Annotated in this window: 12 protein-coding genes and 2 pseudogenes; 6 read left to right on the plus strand and 8 right to left on the minus strand. The window is 61.7% G+C overall.

Annotation, left to right across the window (positions count from 1 at the left end; all coding sequences use genetic code 11):
- Positions 1-93: 93 nt before the first annotated feature.
- The gene (locus tag M8523_RS29880) at positions 94-300 is read right to left on the minus strand and encodes a hypothetical protein (RefSeq protein WP_282588507.1); all 207 of its coding nucleotides are present in this window, start codon (positions 298-300) and stop codon (positions 94-96) included.
- 1,042 nt (positions 301-1,342) lie between these two features.
- Between M8523_RS29880 and M8523_RS29885 the strand changes: the two genes are divergently transcribed.
- Entirely contained in the window at positions 1,343-2,068 is a 726-nt protein-coding gene (locus M8523_RS29885) for a PRC-barrel domain-containing protein (protein WP_282588508.1), read from the plus strand.
- A 267-nt stretch (positions 2,069-2,335) separates the two neighbouring features.
- Here M8523_RS29885 and M8523_RS29890 read toward each other — a convergent pair whose 3' ends face one another.
- A complete protein-coding gene (locus M8523_RS29890; protein ID WP_282588509.1) occupies positions 2,336-3,985 on the minus strand; it encodes an oleate hydratase in 1,650 nt (549 codons plus the stop codon).
- A 180-nt stretch (positions 3,986-4,165) separates the two neighbouring features.
- Positions 4,166-4,936 carry a PRC-barrel domain-containing protein gene (locus tag M8523_RS29895; protein WP_282588510.1) on the minus strand — a complete coding sequence of 257 codons (771 nt, stop codon included), beginning with the start codon at positions 4,934-4,936 and terminating at the stop codon, positions 4,166-4,168.
- Positions 4,937-5,495: 559 nt separating this feature from the next.
- Here M8523_RS29895 and M8523_RS29900 point away from each other — a divergent pair.
- From M8523_RS29900 to M8523_RS29910, 3 genes and pseudogenes are all read left to right on the plus strand, one after another.
- Positions 5,496-6,131, plus strand: a pseudogene (locus tag M8523_RS29900) (LysR substrate-binding domain-containing protein); the annotation flags it as partial.
- Positions 6,132-6,547: 416 nt separating this feature from the next.
- Positions 6,548-7,267 carry a universal stress protein gene (locus tag M8523_RS29905; protein ID WP_282588511.1) on the plus strand — a complete coding sequence of 240 codons (720 nt, stop codon included), beginning with the start codon at positions 6,548-6,550 and terminating at the stop codon, positions 7,265-7,267.
- Positions 7,268-7,515: 248 nt separating this feature from the next.
- Positions 7,516-8,499 carry a zinc-dependent alcohol dehydrogenase family protein gene (locus tag M8523_RS29910; RefSeq protein WP_282588512.1) on the plus strand — a complete coding sequence of 328 codons (984 nt, stop codon included), beginning with the start codon at positions 7,516-7,518 and terminating at the stop codon, positions 8,497-8,499.
- Between the two features lie 60 nt (positions 8,500-8,559).
- On the opposite strand, the gene M8523_RS29915 is transcribed toward M8523_RS29910, so the two are convergent.
- The 3 genes from M8523_RS29915 to M8523_RS29925 are packed head-to-tail and all read right to left on the minus strand — an operon-like array spanning position 8,560 to position 12,648.
- Positions 8,560-9,630, minus strand: coding sequence for a mechanosensitive ion channel family protein (locus M8523_RS29915; protein WP_282588513.1), 1,071 nt, complete (start codon positions 9,628-9,630; stop codon positions 8,560-8,562).
- The gene (locus M8523_RS29920) at positions 9,615-11,930 is read right to left on the minus strand and encodes a glycoside hydrolase family 65 protein (RefSeq protein WP_282588514.1); all 2,316 of its coding nucleotides are present in this window, start codon (positions 11,928-11,930) and stop codon (positions 9,615-9,617) included. Before M8523_RS29920 ends, M8523_RS29915 begins: the two co-directional genes overlap by 16 nt.
- Positions 11,923-12,648, minus strand: coding sequence for an HAD family hydrolase (locus M8523_RS29925; RefSeq protein WP_282588515.1), 726 nt, complete (start codon positions 12,646-12,648; stop codon positions 11,923-11,925). The genes M8523_RS29920 and M8523_RS29925 overlap by 8 nt, the downstream gene beginning before the upstream one ends.
- Before the next feature lie 646 nt (positions 12,649-13,294).
- Here M8523_RS29925 and M8523_RS29930 point away from each other — a divergent pair.
- Together M8523_RS29930 and M8523_RS29935 are read left to right on the plus strand one after the other, a co-directional pair.
- Positions 13,295-14,680 (plus strand): NAD-dependent succinate-semialdehyde dehydrogenase, encoded by a 1,386-nt coding sequence (locus M8523_RS29930; RefSeq protein ID WP_345894326.1) that lies wholly within the window; start codon positions 13,295-13,297, stop codon positions 14,678-14,680.
- Between the two features lie 68 nt (positions 14,681-14,748).
- Complete coding sequence (locus M8523_RS29935) at positions 14,749-15,783, plus strand: zinc-dependent alcohol dehydrogenase (RefSeq protein WP_282588516.1); 1,035 nt, start codon at positions 14,749-14,751, stop codon at positions 15,781-15,783.
- Between the two features lie 516 nt (positions 15,784-16,299).
- Here the strand turns inward: M8523_RS29935 and M8523_RS36600 are convergent.
- A pseudogene (locus tag M8523_RS36600) lies at positions 16,300-16,568 on the minus strand (phage integrase N-terminal SAM-like domain-containing protein); the annotation flags it as partial.
- A 113-nt stretch (positions 16,569-16,681) separates the two neighbouring features.
- Entirely contained in the window at positions 16,682-17,383 is a 702-nt protein-coding gene (locus M8523_RS29940; RefSeq protein ID WP_282588517.1) for a PAS domain-containing protein, read from the minus strand.
- Positions 17,384-17,557 lie beyond the last annotated feature (174 nt).

Here is a 17,557-nt window from a genome sequence, read left to right on the forward strand (position 1 = left end):
CATCGTCTGTAGCGGACGCCACCCCAGCGCGGAATCTACCCCGGCAACGCCGATTCAGTTATCTTCGGCAAGGCCCTTAGGGAAGGTGGTGGGTCATCCAATCAAGGCGACGTCCAGGAGGACGAGTTCCGTGACGAGCATCCGCGCGACGATCTCGACCGTCAAGCCGTCCAGGCCGGCTTCCCTTTCAGCTCCGTTGTAACGCACCCGGACGACGCGATCCGGACCGCTGCCGATGACATCGACGACACCGAAGAACGTGTTCCCCCGATGGACGTAGGATGTCTGCTGTTGTGGCATTTCTTACCTCTTTGGAAGGAGACCATAAGCGAGACTTGTGACGGGCCGGAGGCGGCAGGGGCTCCGGCCGGATGTGACCAGAAACGCGATTGGCGCTCCTCACGCGTCCGGCGTCCGAGACACAGCATGAGGACCGGAGCGCTGGAACGTTGTGGTCCCAAAGCATCAAAAGACATCGTTCCCTTTGTTCCGGTTCACCTTGGGCGGTCCAGCGAATCCGAATAGTCACTATCGTTATTCGGTGGTGCAGCTAACGGCGGGGGAAAGCCTAAACGTAATGAAGCTGAGGGCTTGAGTGCGGATTGCTGCGGGGCAACACGAATGTCTTTGGAGCCAGGGCGATGGAGCACCGAGCCGGATGGGGCGATCGTCTACGAGAGCGAGTCGTTCCGACTCGTGACACAACAAATCGCTGGGGCCACCCGGTTTCTGGTGTTCCGCCTGACCGCTGGCGAGGGGGCACCCCGGACGCTTCTGGGATCCGGAACGGCGAACGATCAACGCTCCGCGATGGCGTTGGCTTGCAGAATGGCTAAAAATTTTGCGTTGTAAAAGGAGACCGCGTCAAGCGGCCCGAGTCTAGGAAGTGACAACGCCACCCGCCGAACCTTGGCTTGACGGGTCAGGACGCGGGATCAGTTCACGCCGGCTGCGAGAGCGCAAGCTGATCTTGGCCAATCGAGGGGACGGGAGCCGAATGGTGGGTTGGACGCTTTAGCGCGTCAATCAGGAAGACCGCCGACGCGGCGATAAGCCTTCGGACCGCGTTGCCCGAGAGGAGACCAGCATGCTATGGCAGTCGACAAGGGCCATCATGCTAGTGTCCGGTCAAGTCGTGCAAGAAGCACCGTCCACCGATTTTTATGATCACCAAACGGGACCAGGGATGGTTCGCCCCACCATAGATCGATCTCGCCGCGTTTATAGGCTCGGGTCGTAGCGCCAGACACGGCAATCGACTTTTAAACCAAATTCTATCCCTTCAGGAGACTGAACCCAGGCCAGGGTCCCCCCGGTCGGGCCTCTTCAAGAGTCTTGCACTATGAATATACCGCTCTGCCCCCTTAAAGGCTGTGCCGTGGTTGCGAGGCACGAGAAGGTGGGGACGGTGGTCGACGTTCTCGTCGATGACGTGGTCTGGAAGGTTCGGTGGCTGGTCGTCGAGACTGGGTCATGGCTGACGCAACGCCGGGTGGTGATTCGTCCGGGCGAAATCGAACAAATCGAACGCGCAGCGAAGACGATCGTCGTTAAGCTGACACGAGCTCAGATCGAGGCGAGCCCTCACGTCCCTATCGATGCAGCCGTCCCGCGGGGAACCAGCAGGTTGATCCACAGCCACTACAAATCCAACCCCCATTGGGGCAACTGCTGTTCCGGCGAGAACTGGCCGCCTGGGCCGCTGGTCTCGTCGCCCTTGGTCGGCGGAACCTACGACAGCGATACAAGTGCCGGGCGACCCTGGACATCGCGCGGGGAGCCGAACCTGCACAGCATCACGTCACTGATGGGCTGCCACGTCCACGCGACCGACGGCGCCATTGGACATGTCGCGGACCTTCTGGTGGACGACGTTCATTGGGACGTCCGGCATCTTGTCGTAGCGACCCGAAATTGGTGGCCCGGACGGCGTGTGCTCGTGTCTCCGCACGAGGTCAACGCGCAGTTCACTGATGCGGACATTCACCTCGGCATCGGATGCCAACAGGTGAAGAACAGCCCATCCTGGGAGCCAAACCTCGCGACGGATCGGGGCCAAGAAGGGTAAATGGAACCAGGAGCATCGGGATTATCGCGCAAATTGAGGTGGTCGATAGCCACAAGTTGCCAGCTCGTCACCAGGTGCACATCACCTCGAGTTGGCCGAGGGCCGGCGGCCCGGTAGATGTCGGGTGACAGACGGAACATTCGTCGCCGGGAGCCTCGTACCGGAGGGGCCCGGCTCTCCGGGGAAATCTCGTACCGGCGGTGACAAGACGGCGGTCGCGACGGGTCGGGCCATGGGGATAGGCTCGGAACCACCGCGCGACGTGGCTCACGCATGAATGTCGTGAAGGGCCAGAAAGGCATTGAATAAGACGCGCGGGTCAAAACGCCCCTTATAGACAGGCGGCGGCTCGCGCTTCAGGCCGAGCAACTTGTAGACGGCGGTCTGAGCCGAGCGGATCGAATACTCGACGGTGAACACGACGTCCTCGGGCATCTCGCAAAACTGGCCGATGCAGGCAATGTCCTTCGTGCCCGCGGGGATCACATCCGGGCGGTCACCCTTGTTCCGCGGTAGGAACTGGCTCGTGATAAAGGGCATCATGCAGGGGACGCAGAGGCAAGTCTCGATGATCGTCGACAGATCGGTGGTCACGTGCAGGTGGCCGAGCATCTCCGTCATGATCTCGCGGCCCGTACAGGCCGCCATAGGCTTCCGCACGAAATCGCCGGGATCGTCGACCTTGAGGCCGTACCCCCAGAACACGCCGACGTCGGCGGGCTGGTCGATGAAGTGGGGCTGATGCGGAATGACGATCGACATGAGCCAGCTCGACTCGGGGAACGTAATCAGCCCGCCCTCGCCCGGCACGTTGCCTGTGAGGTCGCGCATGACCCGCAGCAAGGTGAGGTCATAGAGGGTCGTGGTGAAGGACACCCATTTCGATCGTCCGACATGGTCGGAAAAAACCGACGGATTGCCGAATTCTGGCCGGTCGTCGGCGATCTTCTTCCACAGCGCCCAGGCGCCAGTGCCAGACTTTGTACCGGCCGTCTCCGCTCCGCCAGAAGGCGCCCGGTTCATCGACCCGAGGCTTGAGGCTTCGGTCATCGAACCAAGCGTGACGAGGACCAGATCGCCCGACGCAACCTCAACCTGACCGCCCCAGCCCTCACGCTCCGTATCGATGCGCGTCACGCTCGTCCCATCCGGCTCGGTGCGGAAATGCAGGTCTATCACACGGGTTCCCCGCGCGAAGACGACGCCACGCGCGTCGAGCCATTTGTGGAGCGGCCGCACCATGGAATCGTACTGGTTGTAGACCGTCCGCATGATTCCTTCGAGCCGATCAAACCCCGAGACCATATGGGCGAAGCGCACGAGATAGCGCTTGAATTCGACCGCGCTGTGCCACGGCTGGAACGCGAAGGTGGTGCACCACATGAACCAGAAATTTGTTTTGAAGAACGTGGGATCGAACTGGTCGGCTATGGTCGAGGCGCCGAGCAGTCCCTCGGGCTCGATTGCGAGGCGCTCGATCGTCAGGATATGCCGCTCGCTCAATCCGAAATCAGGCGCGGTTTGCCGCTGGCCGTTGCGGATCAGGCGCGATTTGGACGAGGTCTTCATCGTCTCGTTCCAGGCGAAGATCTCGTCCGTCACGGACTTGCTCTCGTCGAGGGTGGGGATCGAGGAGAACAGGTCGTAGGTGCAGAGGTACTTGCGCTCGATCATGCGGCCGCCGCGCAGGACGTAACCCACCTTCGGTGAGCCCGCCCCGTCGAGGCTGCCGCCGACCTTGTCGGTTTCCTCGAAGATGGTGATGTCATGGCCGAGGAGATCGCCGTCGCGGATCAGGAAGGCTGCTGCCGCCATGGAGGCGATGCCGCCGCCCACGAGATAGGCCTTGATCGATCGACGCGCGGCGCCAGGTGCAGGTGGTGCCGGTTCGGTGAAGGGCTGGCTAGCTTCGTTCATAAGGAAAATCCTTCCGCTGAGCGGCGTGTCGACCTCCGAGGACCCCTGGTTTAGGCGGCGATGGCAGTCGAGGGCTTGGCGGCCTGACCTGATACAGGTTGCCCCGGTAATCGTGGTGAATCGGGAGGATAGACCGGTCAGCCAACGTTATCGTTGGACAGCGGCCCGGGGATCCGGCTGTTAAAAGCCGTAGCCGCGCCACCCGTAATGGCGATGCAGTTTCTTTTCGTAGACCTGATCAATCATGGCGATCGGATCCCAAGGCGGACTGGTCTTGACCGTCTCGCGATCGACGTCGAGCCGGATCTCGCCCTCGGTCCAGCGCACCGCTTGGACGGCGTAGGGTGAGATCAGGACGCGGGCGCCGGGCCACCAATCTTTCGTGTCGATGATGATGTACCGAACGTCCCAACTACCGTCGTCGATGAGGAAGTTTGCGGCGTGGCCGATCATGCCGTCGGTGGCGTGCATGTGGTAGCCGATCACCTCCGCGAAGCTGCGCAGGTTCGGGTCACCGCTTTTTCCCGCCGGCTCATCCTCGATTGGCGAATCGGCCATGCTCCCACCGGTGGGGATCATGGCGGATAGGGGCGATCCGAAAGCGCCAGCGCCGAAATAGCCTGAGCCCCAGATCGGGCCTGATCCGTAATAGTCGTAGAGACGGGTTTCCATCCGGGCGGAGACTGGTTCGTGCAGCAGAGACGACGGACTTGCTTCGACCTGGGCTTTCGTCAAGGCCAAGGAAAGGATCTCGCCGACATAGTCCGGCGCCCGGATGGCCGAGGGATGGACCAAGACCTTGCGGTCGTTCAGCCAGGAGCCGACGTCGACCACGAGCCATCTCATCTTCCAGGTCCGATCGTCGAACAGAATGTCGTGGATCGTGCCGATCCTCCCCGCGTCGCTCGCCTCGACGGCGTATCCCTTGAGAACTGAAATCGCGATAAGCACTGATGATCTCCTCTTCCGCAGCGTTGTAGGGCGCGGCGGCAGCTGATGTTATTTGCTCCTCGTCGCGTCCGAGCCCGGGGCGCTAAGAAGACGGCTGCGGCTGAGGTCGTCAGTCCCGTCGTCGAGGTCGCGACCGGCATCGCAGCAATGGTGCGGTCCCTCTTCGAACGCGTGGGATGGCTGGACAGGAGCACCCGTTTTTGCGTTGGGACTATGCGTTTGTGCGCCCGCCTGGCTGTCCCCCTCCCATGCGTTTTCGTATTTCCCGCAAACCGGCTTTGGTGGCCGCCGGTTCACGCGGGCCCGCCTATGCCGCCATGGGAGAAGCCATCGGCACGGCCAGCGAGCTCGCCGGCGACTTGGGGCCTAAGCGCTCGCGCTGGAGCGGCAGGTCATCGGTCGCGACACGCGATGCGCCGGGCTCGTGCGTGTCACCTGCTCCGAAACAATTGCCAGCAATCTGATGGCGCCATGTCTCGGCACGCTGCACGTGCCGATCCCGATATTATGATCGAACTGATCCCAACCCACGCGAGCTCAGCCTGTCGAGCGTGAGGCGAACGTCTCCGTGCGGCTGCGGCAGCCCGACCAGCATGATCTCGTGGTGGGTCGAAAAGGCGTCGTCGCTTTCGGGCTTTATGCGAGCGGCGACTATCTCAAGCGCCATGGCGATGTCGATTTCGACGACGGCTCCCCCGGCCACCACCTGATCACGAAGCTCGATGGTATTCAGGATGCGACGCAGACCGATTGGCTCGAAGAACTCGCGCCGCCCGCCCGCATTGCGATGCAGACAAGCAGCCATGCCGCAGCGCTCGCGGCGACGGTCCACGGTGGCGGCTTGGCAAGCCTTCTCCGATTCCCTGCCAATCGCGAGCCCGAATTGGTCCGCCTGACGGTGCCGCCTCTTCCCTCTTCGATTCCGAGCGCTGGCACCTGGCTGATTGTGCACAAGGACAATCGCGAGATGCCTCGAATCCGAGTGACCTACCTCGGCGAGATCGACAACGGCCCTGATGCGGTCCGGAAGTTATGCGAGCGGCTCGCGCGTCAGGGCAAGCCGTTGGCGTTTTGCGACGAGGCGGGACCGTGCGGTCGCGGCGTTCATCGCCAACTCACGAGCCTGGGTCATCGCTGTGAGGTGGTTGCGACATGGGACGTCAAGCAGTGCTTGTTATGCCGTAAACTGAATTGAGACCGGCCGCCGGGACACATTTTCGAATAGTCACTACCCAAGATCGCTCAGCGCTTTCAAGGTCCAACACGACTAGTCTTTGACGCAACGACGACGTTTCGTCAGGAGAACGCGCCCTAGCTGCCCGAGTGCTTCCAGGAAGGCCATGAGAAAGGGCAACGTTCCAGTTATGCGGAATACCGATGCCCATTCGATGCCTGGATACCACCGTGACGCCCTGACTTTCCAGAAAAATTCGCCCCTTCGAGGGATGACCTGTCGATGCCCGAGGAGCGACCATGACGATCCGCCGAATTCTAATTCCTTCAACGTCTGAAAATGACTGCGTGCAGCGTTTAGGGACAGGGCTCGCATTGTGTCGAAGCCTCGATGCCCACCTTCGGCTACTCTTCCTTCGCGCCGACCTCGATCGGACGATGCGCGCTCTGCCCGTTGTCATCCGCGACAAGGGAGTCACAGTCACGGACATTGAAGCCGAGGCAAAGCGCACTGCCGAGCGAAGCAAGGCGGCGTTCGCGCACGTCTGCGAGCAAGCCGGCATCCGTAGCGACGGGAAATTCGACGACCTGCGTACAACTTTTGGCGAATGGGACGAAAGGATCGGCGATCTCGAACCCAGCGTCGCCCTCGCGGGCAGGGTCTGCGATCTGATCATCGTCAATCGCCCGACGGCCACCAATCTGGCATCCGAACTGATCTTCGACGCAGCCGTCTTCGCGACGGGGCGACCCACCTTGGTGCTGTCTCCCAAGGTTCCCGACAACGTGCTGCGCCACGTCGTGATCGCCTGGAACGGCAGCCTGGAAGCGACTCGCCTCATCGGACATTCTCTGGATTTGTTGCATGCGGCAGACCGCGTCTCGATCATCACCGCCGATAGGAGTGGCAGCGCCGCCGAAACGCCTGGGGATTTGGCGAACTACCTGATGTGGCACGGGATTCGGGCACATCCGCTATCGGCCGTGTCAGAATCCAATAGCGTTCCGGAGGCGATCCTCGCCGGGGCGTCGAAAGGCGAAGCGACGATGCTGCTCATGGGTGCCTATACCCATAGTCGTATCCGGCAATTTCTTCTCGGGGGTGTGACCCGCCACGTTTTGGAGAATAGCGAGATCCCGGTTCTCATGGAACATTAGAATGTGCCGTCACCGGACCCTTCGTCAGGTAAGGCGGCGGATTATTGTCGACAACGCGGTCCCAAGAAACCTATCGCCTGGCCGCAATCTCCTGATGCATCCCTCTGGTTACTACTTCGTGTCTCAATAGACCGACCTCGAAATGTGCCGCTTCGGCAACCAGCACACGGCGATCTTGGCGACGGGCTTTCGATCGGCACGACCGCGGTTCCGTGAATGCTCCTCAATCCCGCAACCCGGAAACGATCATGCATGCGATGGTATTGAAGCACCTGCGTGCACCACTGGAGTGGTCTGAGCTGCCCGATCGTGTCCCGGGTCCGGGCGAGGTCCGCGTCAAGGTCGCCGCCTGCGGGGTCTGCAGAACGGATTTGCACGTCGTCGATGGCGAGTTACCCCATCCCAAGGTCCCGATCATCCCCGGCCACGAAATCGTCGGCCGGATCGATGCCGTCGGATCGGGTGTAGTCGACCTGCGGGTCGGCGAGCGCGTGGGGGTTCCCTGGCTCGGGCATACGTGCAGGACCTGCCTGTACTGCAGGGAGCACCGGGAAAATCTATGCGACGACCCGCTGTTCACCGGCTACACGCGTGATGGCGGGTTCGCGACGTCGATCACCGCCGACGCCCGCTTCGCCTTTCCGCTCGGCGAAAGCGGTGAAGCCGTGGATCTCGCGCCCTTGCTCTGCGCCGGGCTGATCGGCTGGCGATCCCTGGCCATCGCCGGAGCGGGCAAGAGGGTGGGCCTCTACGGCTTCGGCGCCGCGGCCCACATCGTCGCGCAGGTCATGCGCTATCAGGGCCGATCGACCTACGCATTCACCCGGCCGGGCGACCTCGCCACCCAGACCTTCGCCAGAAATATCGGGGCAATTTGGGCCGGGGGATCCGACACGATGCCGCCCGAGCCGCTCGACGCCGCCATCATCTTCGCGACCGTCGGCGATCTCATTCCGTTGGCGCTGCGGGCAGTGCGCAAAGGCGGTCGGGTGGTCTGCGCCGGCATTCACATGAGCGATGTGCCGCGCTTTCCATACCGGGATCTGTGGGAGGAGCGGCAGCTTGTCTCCGTCGCCAATCTCACGCGTCAGGACGGGCTCGATTTCTTGTCGCTCGTTCCCCGCATGGGAATCGACGTCAAGACGACGCGTTATCCCCTGATGCAGGCGAACCAAGCCCTGTCGGATCTTCGCGCCGGACGCTTTGAAGGTGCGGCTGTCCTGGTGCCCTGACGCGCAGCGATCGTAGCTTGCCGACTTTGCCCGGCGAGATTAGGTACCTGCATCTCGGCGCTACCTCCACTTCGGGAAAAGTGTCCTGTCAGGTTCTGCATTCAGCTTCGCAAGAATCCTACGGATCAGGATGGTCTTGACCCGCCCTGCTTCCTTAGGGTCGACCAAGTATCGGACGATCGCGTCCAGCCATCCATCCTCGTTGGTCCGAAAGAAAACGGTCGGCTCTTCGCGCACGTCGAGCTGATCGACCGGCGTCCGGTCGAGAATGCTTCGGTAGGCGCGCACCCGTTCGGCCATGACGAGCCCGATCTCGTCCTTCGCTTCGGCCAGCATCACCGCTGACACGAAATCGAGATCGCTGTTATAGGCAACGTAGAAGCGGATCTCATCCCACATATAGGGAAATAATTTCCACGAGTAGTTATATACCGGTTCAGTGAGAACAATCGAATTCGGAAATTTTATGATCCTTCCGCTCGGGTGATCTGTGGAGAGATAATGACCACCGAATTCCCAAAGTGTCGTGTCGAAATAGCTTACATCAATGACGTCCCCGGTCGCACCGCCGATCTTGACCCGGTCACCCACGCGATAGGGTTTACGAGACAAGATATAGACCCAGCCGACGAAGCTCGTCATCGGCGTCTGCAGCGCGAAACCGGTCACGACTGAAAACATGCCGAGCGCGATCGGGACGGTGTACCAAGTCTGTGAGATCGCAGAGAGAGAAATCAGGCAGACGAGGATTGTGGCGACGAGCCGAACGACCAGCTTGAGATTGAAGAACGTGACATTATCGTCGACGGTCTTTTTGCTTAAGAATCCCCTCACCAGTCGTTGGCTGGACAAGATCAGTGAGCTGAGCAGGACGGCGAGCAGAAGGTGATTGATAAGCGGACCATAGGACGCATCAATTCCGAAGGTCGTCGGGCCGAACGCGTAATCGATGGCGAGCGACAATCCCGAAAGGAAAACGCCGATCAAATACCAATAGAACGCCGGATGACGACGCGCGCCGAAAGCGGCGCTGCGACGTCCCCCAAGGGCGTGGGGCCGGACGTCGGGCGTCGCAGTTGCTTCGGGCGACGCTTTCGACTCCCTGCGCCCATTCTTCATGCCGTTCGGCAAGGTGCCAGACCCGGCACGTCTTCTGGCTCCACGGAACTCAGCTCGATGCTCAGCGCCGGTCCGCGGAAAACGGAGTACGACACGCCTGCGACGATGACCGTCATAGTCTCTCCATCTTCCAGAGTCGCGAGGAGCCGCCGGCTGACCTGCTCGATCCGTATATCGAGGGTACGTCCGCGCCATTGCACGCGAAACTGGAGAGAGTTCCAACTCTCGGGCAAACGGGGATCGAAGGCGACCCCCTGTTCTTGGATGGACATGCCGGCGAAACCGAACACGGCGGCCTGCCAGAGACCACCCAATGTCGCGATATGGACGCCACCGGCGCTGCGCCATGAAGTGTCCGCGAGGTCGATCGACGCCGCCTCCTTGAAATAGCGCATGGCGAGCGTCGTTTCGCCGACCCGTGCGGCGACCTGCGCGTGCATGGCGCGGCTGAGCGAGCTGCCGTGATCGCAACGGCGCTCATAGTAGTTGAAGTTGTCGAGGCGGCTCTTCTCGTCGAATTCCTCTGGCACCAAGGCGAGAAGGGCCACGACGTCGGCCTGCTTGATCACCTGGGAGCGCTGTGTCTGGTCTCGCCCCAGCAGGACGTCCATCGCGCTCGTCCGGCCCGCATAGGAGGCGAGGTCGATCTCATTCAGCTCGAAGTAGCCCGCAAATTGCTCGACGAGTCCGGACGCTGCTTCACGGCCCGTCGCAATCGAGCCCGCCACCTTCGTCCAGGAGACGAGTTCCGCATCGACGAGGGTAAGCCGTCTGGCGAGCGCCGTCCAGCAGGCTGGCCAGCGCAAGCGCAGCAAAGCCACGATTTCGAGGGCGCGTCGAATGTTCCATCGGGCCATCACGTTGGTGTAGGCGTTGTCGTCGATATGCTCATGGTATTCGTCTGGGCCTTCGACGCCACGAATGTGGCTTTTGCCGTCTGTCTCCAGTTGGGCGCGGCTAGCCCAGAAGCGGGCCGTCTCGAACAGGATCTCGGCCCCGGCGTCTCGAAGGAAGCCGTCATCGCCGGTCGCCTGCCAGTAATGCCACACGGCATAGGCGACATCGGCGCTGATGTGCTCCTCCTCCTGACCGCTGAGGATCTTGACGAGGGTCCCGTCAGCGCTGATTCCGTAATCCGGCGTGGTTTCATCGCCGGAGCTGGCCGATTCCCAGGCATAAAAGGCGCCGCGCCACCCCATTCGGATCGCCTTCGCGCGAGCCCCGTCGAGGCCGTGGTATCGATATATCAGCAACGCGCGAGCCGCTGCCGGCCATGTCAGCGTGTAGAAGGGCAGGAGGAAAATCTCCGTGTCCCAGAAAACGTGCCCGTGGTAGTCCTCGCCTGTCAGGGCTCGCGCTCCGATGGAGACCTGCTCATCCTCGGGATTGGCGGCGCTGTTCAGGTGATAGATCGCGAATCGCAGCGCGTGCTGGGCGACGGGATCGCTGCCGATCGCGACGTCGCTACAATGCCACCGCTCCCGCCAAGCCGCCTCGTGACGCCCGATGATGCCGTCGCTTCCGATAGCCCTCGCGGCCGCCTGAGCCTTGAGAGCCCTGGGAAGGGCATCGCCGTCTTTCTCGTCGCGCCTTGCGAAGCTGACCATGCGTTCGAGGGTGGCGACCTGGCCGGCCTCCGACCTCCAGCGCCAAAGCCAGGTTTCGCCATCAGGCGTGGCTGGAGCCTGCTCGCCGCCGTCGAGCCGAAGGGAAGCTTCTGTCGCCATGGCAATTCCTTTGCCTGTTTCCTCGATGCTCCACCGCCCTTGACCACGCGTGACTTTCGTCGGCTTGAGACAGGGATCGGCCGACGCCCCTGCGGCTTCCAGCGAGATGTCGGCTTCAGCGCCGCAGTCGATCTCGATGAGTTCAAGGCCCATCCTACGATCGGCGAGCGACACCAGACGAACTGAGCGCACGGCGACAATGGGACTGCCCGCAATCGCGCAGCGCCAACTGCAGAACAGCATTCCCCGCTTCATATCGAGCGTCCGGCTATGCAGATCCATGTCGGCGGCCACCCGCAGCAAGGGCACGCCGTCCACCAAAATCGAAACGGCGACCCAGTCGGGCACGGATACGAGGGACAGGATGTGCGGAAGGCTGGCCGGGGTATCGAACAAGCCCGAGACATAGGTTCGAGGCCAGGACACGCAGACCTTGTCCGCGGAGATCGAGGGCACGCCGCGCACGCCAAGAAATCCATTGCCGATCGCGAAGCGGGACTCGATCCCCCGTTCACGCAGCGGATCGTAACCGTGCTCGCGCACGGTCCATGCCGGGTCGACCGTCGGCTGGATAAATTCAGGCATGGGCATGATCCGTTTCACCCGCGATGCGAAGGAGAACGCCGTCCGTCAATCGATCGACGTCAACATCATCGAGGCTGTCGACCACCAGGTCGGCGGACACCGCATGGAGTATGGCTTCGTCGTGAAGGCGTGCGACGCCGAGTCCAGCCATGCCGCCGGCATGCGCGGCCTTGATGCCGACCGCGGCGTCCTCAATGACGAAGCATCGGGAAGGCGCGAAACCCAACTCGGAGGCCGCAAGGAGAAAGATCGCCGGATCTGGCTTTCCCCGTGGCAAGTCGCGCCCACAAACGTTGACCTGGAAGGCGTCGAAAAGGGTCCCGCCGCGGTCCATCGGGATCAATTTCAACATCTGGTTGGCGTTCTTCGACGAGGACGCGACGGCCAGACGGAAACCAAGCCCGATGAGCGACCAGACGAACCGAAGTGCGTCCGGAAAGGCCCTGAAGCTTCCGGATGCGATCAGGGCCTCCAGGCGCCCCTGCTTGCTTTCGGCATAGATCGAGGCCTTTGCCTTCGCGTCGAGCACGCCCAATTGCTCGAGAGCGGCACGCGCGCCGACCAGACGGGGCTTCCCCGCGACAAACGTCTGATACATGGTGGACGTGAACCGGCTGGGATCCGCGAAACCGTCGAGCGCCTCACGCCAGGCCCGTTCATGTGGGGATGACAGGAGCACGCCGTCGACGTCAAAGATCGCAGCCTCAATCCCGGTCATTAAGACCACTTTCCCGCACGTGCGGATGCTTGATCTCGGTGCGGTCGGCGAGTGTGCGAGGTCCAGAGTAGAGTTCTTCAGAGCGAGGCGTGGTGTGCGGCCTCATCTTTCAGGTCGCTCCTCGACCGCAGCAACGCGATCCGAACAGGGAAGCCCCGCGCCCGCGAGGGGAATGGGCGCGATGAAACCGATTTCATCCATCGTGGTGGCAGTCCTCGAAAAACTGTGACGCCCGCACGCCGCTGCAACGGTCGAGCCGCGTGGTGTCGACACCGTCGTCAGCCTCTGAGAAGCGCACATGCCTGACTGCCCATGTAAGGCTTTGACGCGCACGGGTGACGAAGCAAAGTCAGTTAGCGGCCATGCGGAAACGCACACCCCAAGGCCGGCGCCGAGCGATCCTGGCGTCTCGACCGCATGCGTATCCGCATAGTCGGAACCCGAAATCAGACGCTCGCTCTCGTCGGCCATTTAGCTCCAAGATCGGTTTGGAACATGCGACCTCGATGCGCATGGCATTCGCCGTCGACGTCTTCGAATACCGCATGCGACCGTCTGATTCTCTTGATCGTTGGCGGTCAAGACCTCGATTATTCAATCCGTGTGGCAAACGCGCGTTGCGTCTGACCGCGTGCAATGGAATTCAATGATGGGATATGAGAGCGTCAACCCGTTCAGCGGAGTGAGTTTCGGTGTCTTCACGGAACTGACGGATGCGGAGCTCGACAGCAAGCTTGAAGCCGCCTCTGCCTGCTTCGCGACCTGGCGGGAAAAGACCTATCGTGAGCGCGCGGCCATCGTCGTCAGGGCGTCCTCGCTCATGCGGGAGCGTATCGACGTCCTTTCGCGCACAATCACGCTGGAAATGGGGAAACGCATCGCGGAGGCGCGGGGTGAGATCGAATTCAGCGCGAGCATCCTCGCCTATTACGCGAAGAACGCCGAGCGCTTCTTGGCCCCTCAGGAGCTTCATCCGATCCTCGGCGAGGCCCACATGGAGAGCTCCCCGATCGGAATCATCTTTGGGGTGGAACCATGGAATTTCCCCTTCTATCAGCTCGCCCGGGTCTCCGGCCCGCACTTGATGGCGGGCAATGTCCTGCTGGTGAAGCACGCCGAGTGCGTCCCGCAATGTGGCATGGCGTTCGAGGACCTGTGGCGCGACGCCGGCGCGCCCGCGGGCCTCTATACGAACCTGATCATCTCGCATGACCAATCAGCGCGTGTCATCGACGACCCCCGCGTCAAGGGCATCGCCCTGACCGGCAGCGTCGCGGCGGGCCGGATCATCGCCGCAAGGGCGGGCTACAACCTCAAGCCCTCGTCGATGGAACTCGGTGGCAGCGACGCCTTCATTGTCCTCGAAGACGCAGATCTCGAACATACGCTGAAATGGGCGGTGTGGGGGCGGATGTACAATGGAGGGCAGACGTGCTGCGCGGCCAAACGGTTCATCGTGGTCGATCGCATCGCCGACGTTTTCCTCGAAAAGTTCAAGACCGCGCTCGGCGACCTGCAGGCGGGCGACCCCCTCGACGAGAGGACGACGCTCGGACCTCTGTCTTCCGAACCCGCCTTGCTCCAGCTGCTGGAGCAGGTCGACCTCGCGGTCGCCAAGGGCGCGAAGGTCATTCTCGGAGGTAAGCGCATCCAGCGCCCGGGCTCCTATATGGAACCGACGATCTTGACGGACATCAGGCCCGAGAACCCGGCCTTCCGCGACGAGTTCTTCGGCCCCGTCGCGCTATTCTTCCGGGTCGCCGACGAAGATGAGGCCATCGCGCTCGCCAACGATTCGGACTTCGGCCTCGGCGGCTCGGTGTTCACAAGGGATATCGCTCGTGGCAAGCGCGTGGCTAGCCGGGTCGAGACCGGGATGATGTTCGTCAACAACATCTCCTGGTCGGACGCCGAGCTGCCTTTCGGCGGCATCAAGGATTCGGGCTATGGGCGCGAACTTGGCGACATGGGAATCCAGGAATTCGTGAACAAGAAACTGGTCCGCTACGCGGCGATCGAAGCGCCGGTCTGACCCTTGCCCTTCCTACTTATCGCGACGGGCCACCCCTGCCTCCGCGCTCAATCAATCACGGAGTTTTCATGGCATCCCGGATGCACGCCGCCGTCGTCGAACAATTCGGCAAGCCCTTGGTCTTCCAGGAATGGGCCATTCCAACACCCAGTCCCGGCCAGATCCTGGTCAAGACGGAGGCCTGCGGCGTCTGCCACACCGATCTGCATGCTGCGCACGGTGATTGGCCCCTGAAACCGACCCTCCCATTCATTCCAGGTCACGAAGGCATCGGGCGCGTCGCAGCGGTCGGCGCCGGCGTCACGATCGTCAAGGAGGGAGACCGCGTCGGCGTCCCCTGGCTGTACTCAGCCTGTGGCCATTGCGAACATTGCCTGTCGGCTTGGGAGACGGTGTGCGGTGAGGCGCAGTTCGGCGGCTATACCAAAAATGGCGGTTTTGCTGAATACATCCTCGCCGACCCCGACTATGTGGCCCACATTCCGGACGGCCTCTCCCCAAGGGAGGCCGCACCACTGATCTGCGCCGGGATCACCACCTACAAGGGCATCAAGGAGGCTGACGTGCGTCCCGGCGAGTGGATCGTCATCTCGGGTGCGGGTGGACTGGGGCACCTCGGGATCCAATACGCCAAGGTCATGGGCCTTCAGGTCTGCGCGGTCGACATCGACGACGGCAAGCTGGCGCACGCGACCCGCCTGGGCGCGGACCTCGTGGTCAATGCCAAAACGGCAGGCGCGGTGGAAGCGGTACGGAAGGGCACCGGCGGTGGCGCGCATGGCGTCCTCATCACGGCGCCCTCCCTTGGCGCCTTCAGGCAGGGCATCGGCATGGCGCGAAAGCGCGGCACATGCGTCCTTGTCGGGCTGCCGCCCGGCGAGTTCCCGGTGCCGCTCTTCGATGTCGTCGCGAACTGCCTCACGATCCGCGGCTCGTTCGTGGGAACCCGCGAGGACATGGCCGAGGCCTTGGCCTTCGCGGCGGACGGCAAGGTCAAGGCCGATATCGAGGTTCAGCCGCTTTCGGCGATCAATTCGGTGTTCGATCGTCTCGAACATGGAGACGTGCCGTCCCGGGTCGTGCTGGAATTCGAATCGACGTAAGCAAGGGGCTCGCGGAGTCCCGTTACCGGGAGCGGACTTCAGCTTAGGGCCCTGCAATGTACCCTGGCGAGCCCGAACTCGCGACAGTGCCGCTGCCCCCAACGAGTAAAGTCCATCGGATCTGGGCGATGCATCGTGGTCCGCGCCATCGCTGAATTACATTCCCCGGACGGCCCGATATTCAGCCGTGTCAGCGATCAACCAGCGCCGGTGGAACAAGGAGCATCTTGGCTCGTAAACGGACCCAAGTTCGCGCCATGGTATTCCAGAGGTCCGTAGCCGGAGAGATGGGTGCGGAGGTGAAGTCGTAATACCGAGGAAAAGGCGAGGTGGACGAAGGCCAGCTGGCCGGATGAGACGACGAGGCATCGGCTTGGAATAGCGGCAAGCCAAATGGCTACATTGCCCTCATCAGGATCCCGGCTTTTGATGTGCCCGGGCGCAACACCCTTCACGTTCGAAGTACGACGAGCGCGCTCGTTCGGCGATCATCCTCATTGCCGGCATTGTGAGATTGCGTTCCGGGATCGCTTTATGGCCCGGCGTGATGCCGTAGAAGACGCGCAGTGCGCAGACTGTCTGGTTTAGCGCGGGCCACGAGAGCCCGGTCTAAACGAGGTAAACCTGAAAGGCGCGCACGTCTTCCGGACCGAGACGGTTGGGGGCACAGCAAAATCGGCTGACTTGTGTCACACCATGCAGGTACGATCGTGGTGTCGCTGGCGACAAGTTGAGGACGTCATGTTCTCATCCGTGCGGCGGCGAAGAGTGCTTATCTCGGCTATCGGGGTGCTCCGGAATCAAGGATTGGGCGTCAACATCCACAATCCTCACAGACAGGACACGTCGCGCTAAGGGCGCAACTTCCGTGACAGCGTGTCCGTTCAATCCCAAAGTCTTAAACATCTTCACGACTGACATACCCTCGGGGTGCATGCGAAATCTCGGCACTCGTCTGAGCGTTTCGTGTTTGGCTTCCATCGGTATCAGGTCTGTTTTTCGCGATTTCCGATATGATCATGCGGGCACTACGTTCGAACTCGTCCACGACATTCTGGGCAACGGCTCCTCGCAACGCGCCGATCGCCAACGCCGTAAGGGCTTTCAGGGACTGCTGAGCACGATAGTGCGACTCCTCCAACACGAGCCGAAGGTGGTCCTCCAGTTCCCTGTCACGATCGATATTCAGGAACGAAGCGAAGTGCTGTAGCAAATCCCCGTTCTTGTCACGGACGGGATTTATGAAGATCAGAACCCAGAGAACGCTGCCACCTTTCTTGCAACAACGAATCTGTGTTTGAAGATCTCGTCCCCCCTCAAACGCGGTCTGAATTTCCGCAAGCGCCTCCGGGTCGGAATCATGCTCAATTAAGGATAGGAAGCTGCGGCCTAGCACTTCGTCCTCCTCGAACCCGGTCAAAGTCAAGAAAGCTTGGTTGACGAAGACGATCGGCTTGCCGGCGACTTTGGCATTCGTGAAAACCATCGGCATTCTGGTCGTCTCGGCAGCGACCACGAACGGACCAAGATCCTGTCTGAAGTCGTCGATATCGGCTTCGGCGGCCTTCTGTATCCCAAAGAGTTTCCCAGGCTCCGACATCTCTCTAGTCTCCTTTGCCTTATCGATCGTTCATGGGAGATATTTGCGATCGATAAGGGCGAAACTGACCCGGACTGTCGCCCTCTCGGGCAATGGGTCAGCCCGCTGGATTGGAGTGGCTTTCCTAACCAATTCGGTTTGACGGGTCTAAACCTGGCGTTATCGCCCTGGTAG

Origin of the sequence: Lichenifustis flavocetrariae, from assembly GCF_026130545.1 — a bacterium.
Classification (GTDB): Bacteria; Pseudomonadota; Alphaproteobacteria; order Rhizobiales; family Beijerinckiaceae; genus Lichenihabitans; species Lichenihabitans flavocetrariae.

Coding starts and splice junctions, on each gene's coding strand:
- M8523_RS29880 (WP_282588507.1), bottom strand. CDS start 300: ATGCCACAACAGCAGACATCCTACGTCCATCGGGGGAACACGTTCTTC.
- M8523_RS29885 (WP_282588508.1), top strand. CDS start 1,343: ATGAATATACCGCTCTGCCCCCTTAAAGGCTGTGCCGTGGTTGCGAGG.
- M8523_RS29890 (WP_282588509.1), bottom strand. CDS start 3,985: ATGAACGAAGCTAGCCAGCCCTTCACCGAACCGGCACCACCTGCACCT.
- M8523_RS29905 (WP_282588511.1), top strand. CDS start 6,548: ATGCGCGCTCTGCCCGTTGTCATCCGCGACAAGGGAGTCACAGTCACG.
- M8523_RS29910 (WP_282588512.1), top strand. CDS start 7,516: ATGCATGCGATGGTATTGAAGCACCTGCGTGCACCACTGGAGTGGTCT.
- M8523_RS29920 (WP_282588514.1), bottom strand. CDS start 11,930: ATGCCTGAATTTATCCAGCCGACGGTCGACCCGGCATGGACCGTGCGC.
- M8523_RS29925 (WP_282588515.1), bottom strand. CDS start 12,648: ATGACCGGGATTGAGGCTGCGATCTTTGACGTCGACGGCGTGCTCCTG.
- M8523_RS29930 (WP_345894326.1), top strand. CDS start 13,295: ATGATGGGATATGAGAGCGTCAACCCGTTCAGCGGAGTGAGTTTCGGT.
- M8523_RS29935 (WP_282588516.1), top strand. CDS start 14,749: ATGGCATCCCGGATGCACGCCGCCGTCGTCGAACAATTCGGCAAGCCC.
- M8523_RS29940 (WP_282588517.1), bottom strand. CDS start 17,383: ATGTCGGAGCCTGGGAAACTCTTTGGGATACAGAAGGCCGCCGAAGCC.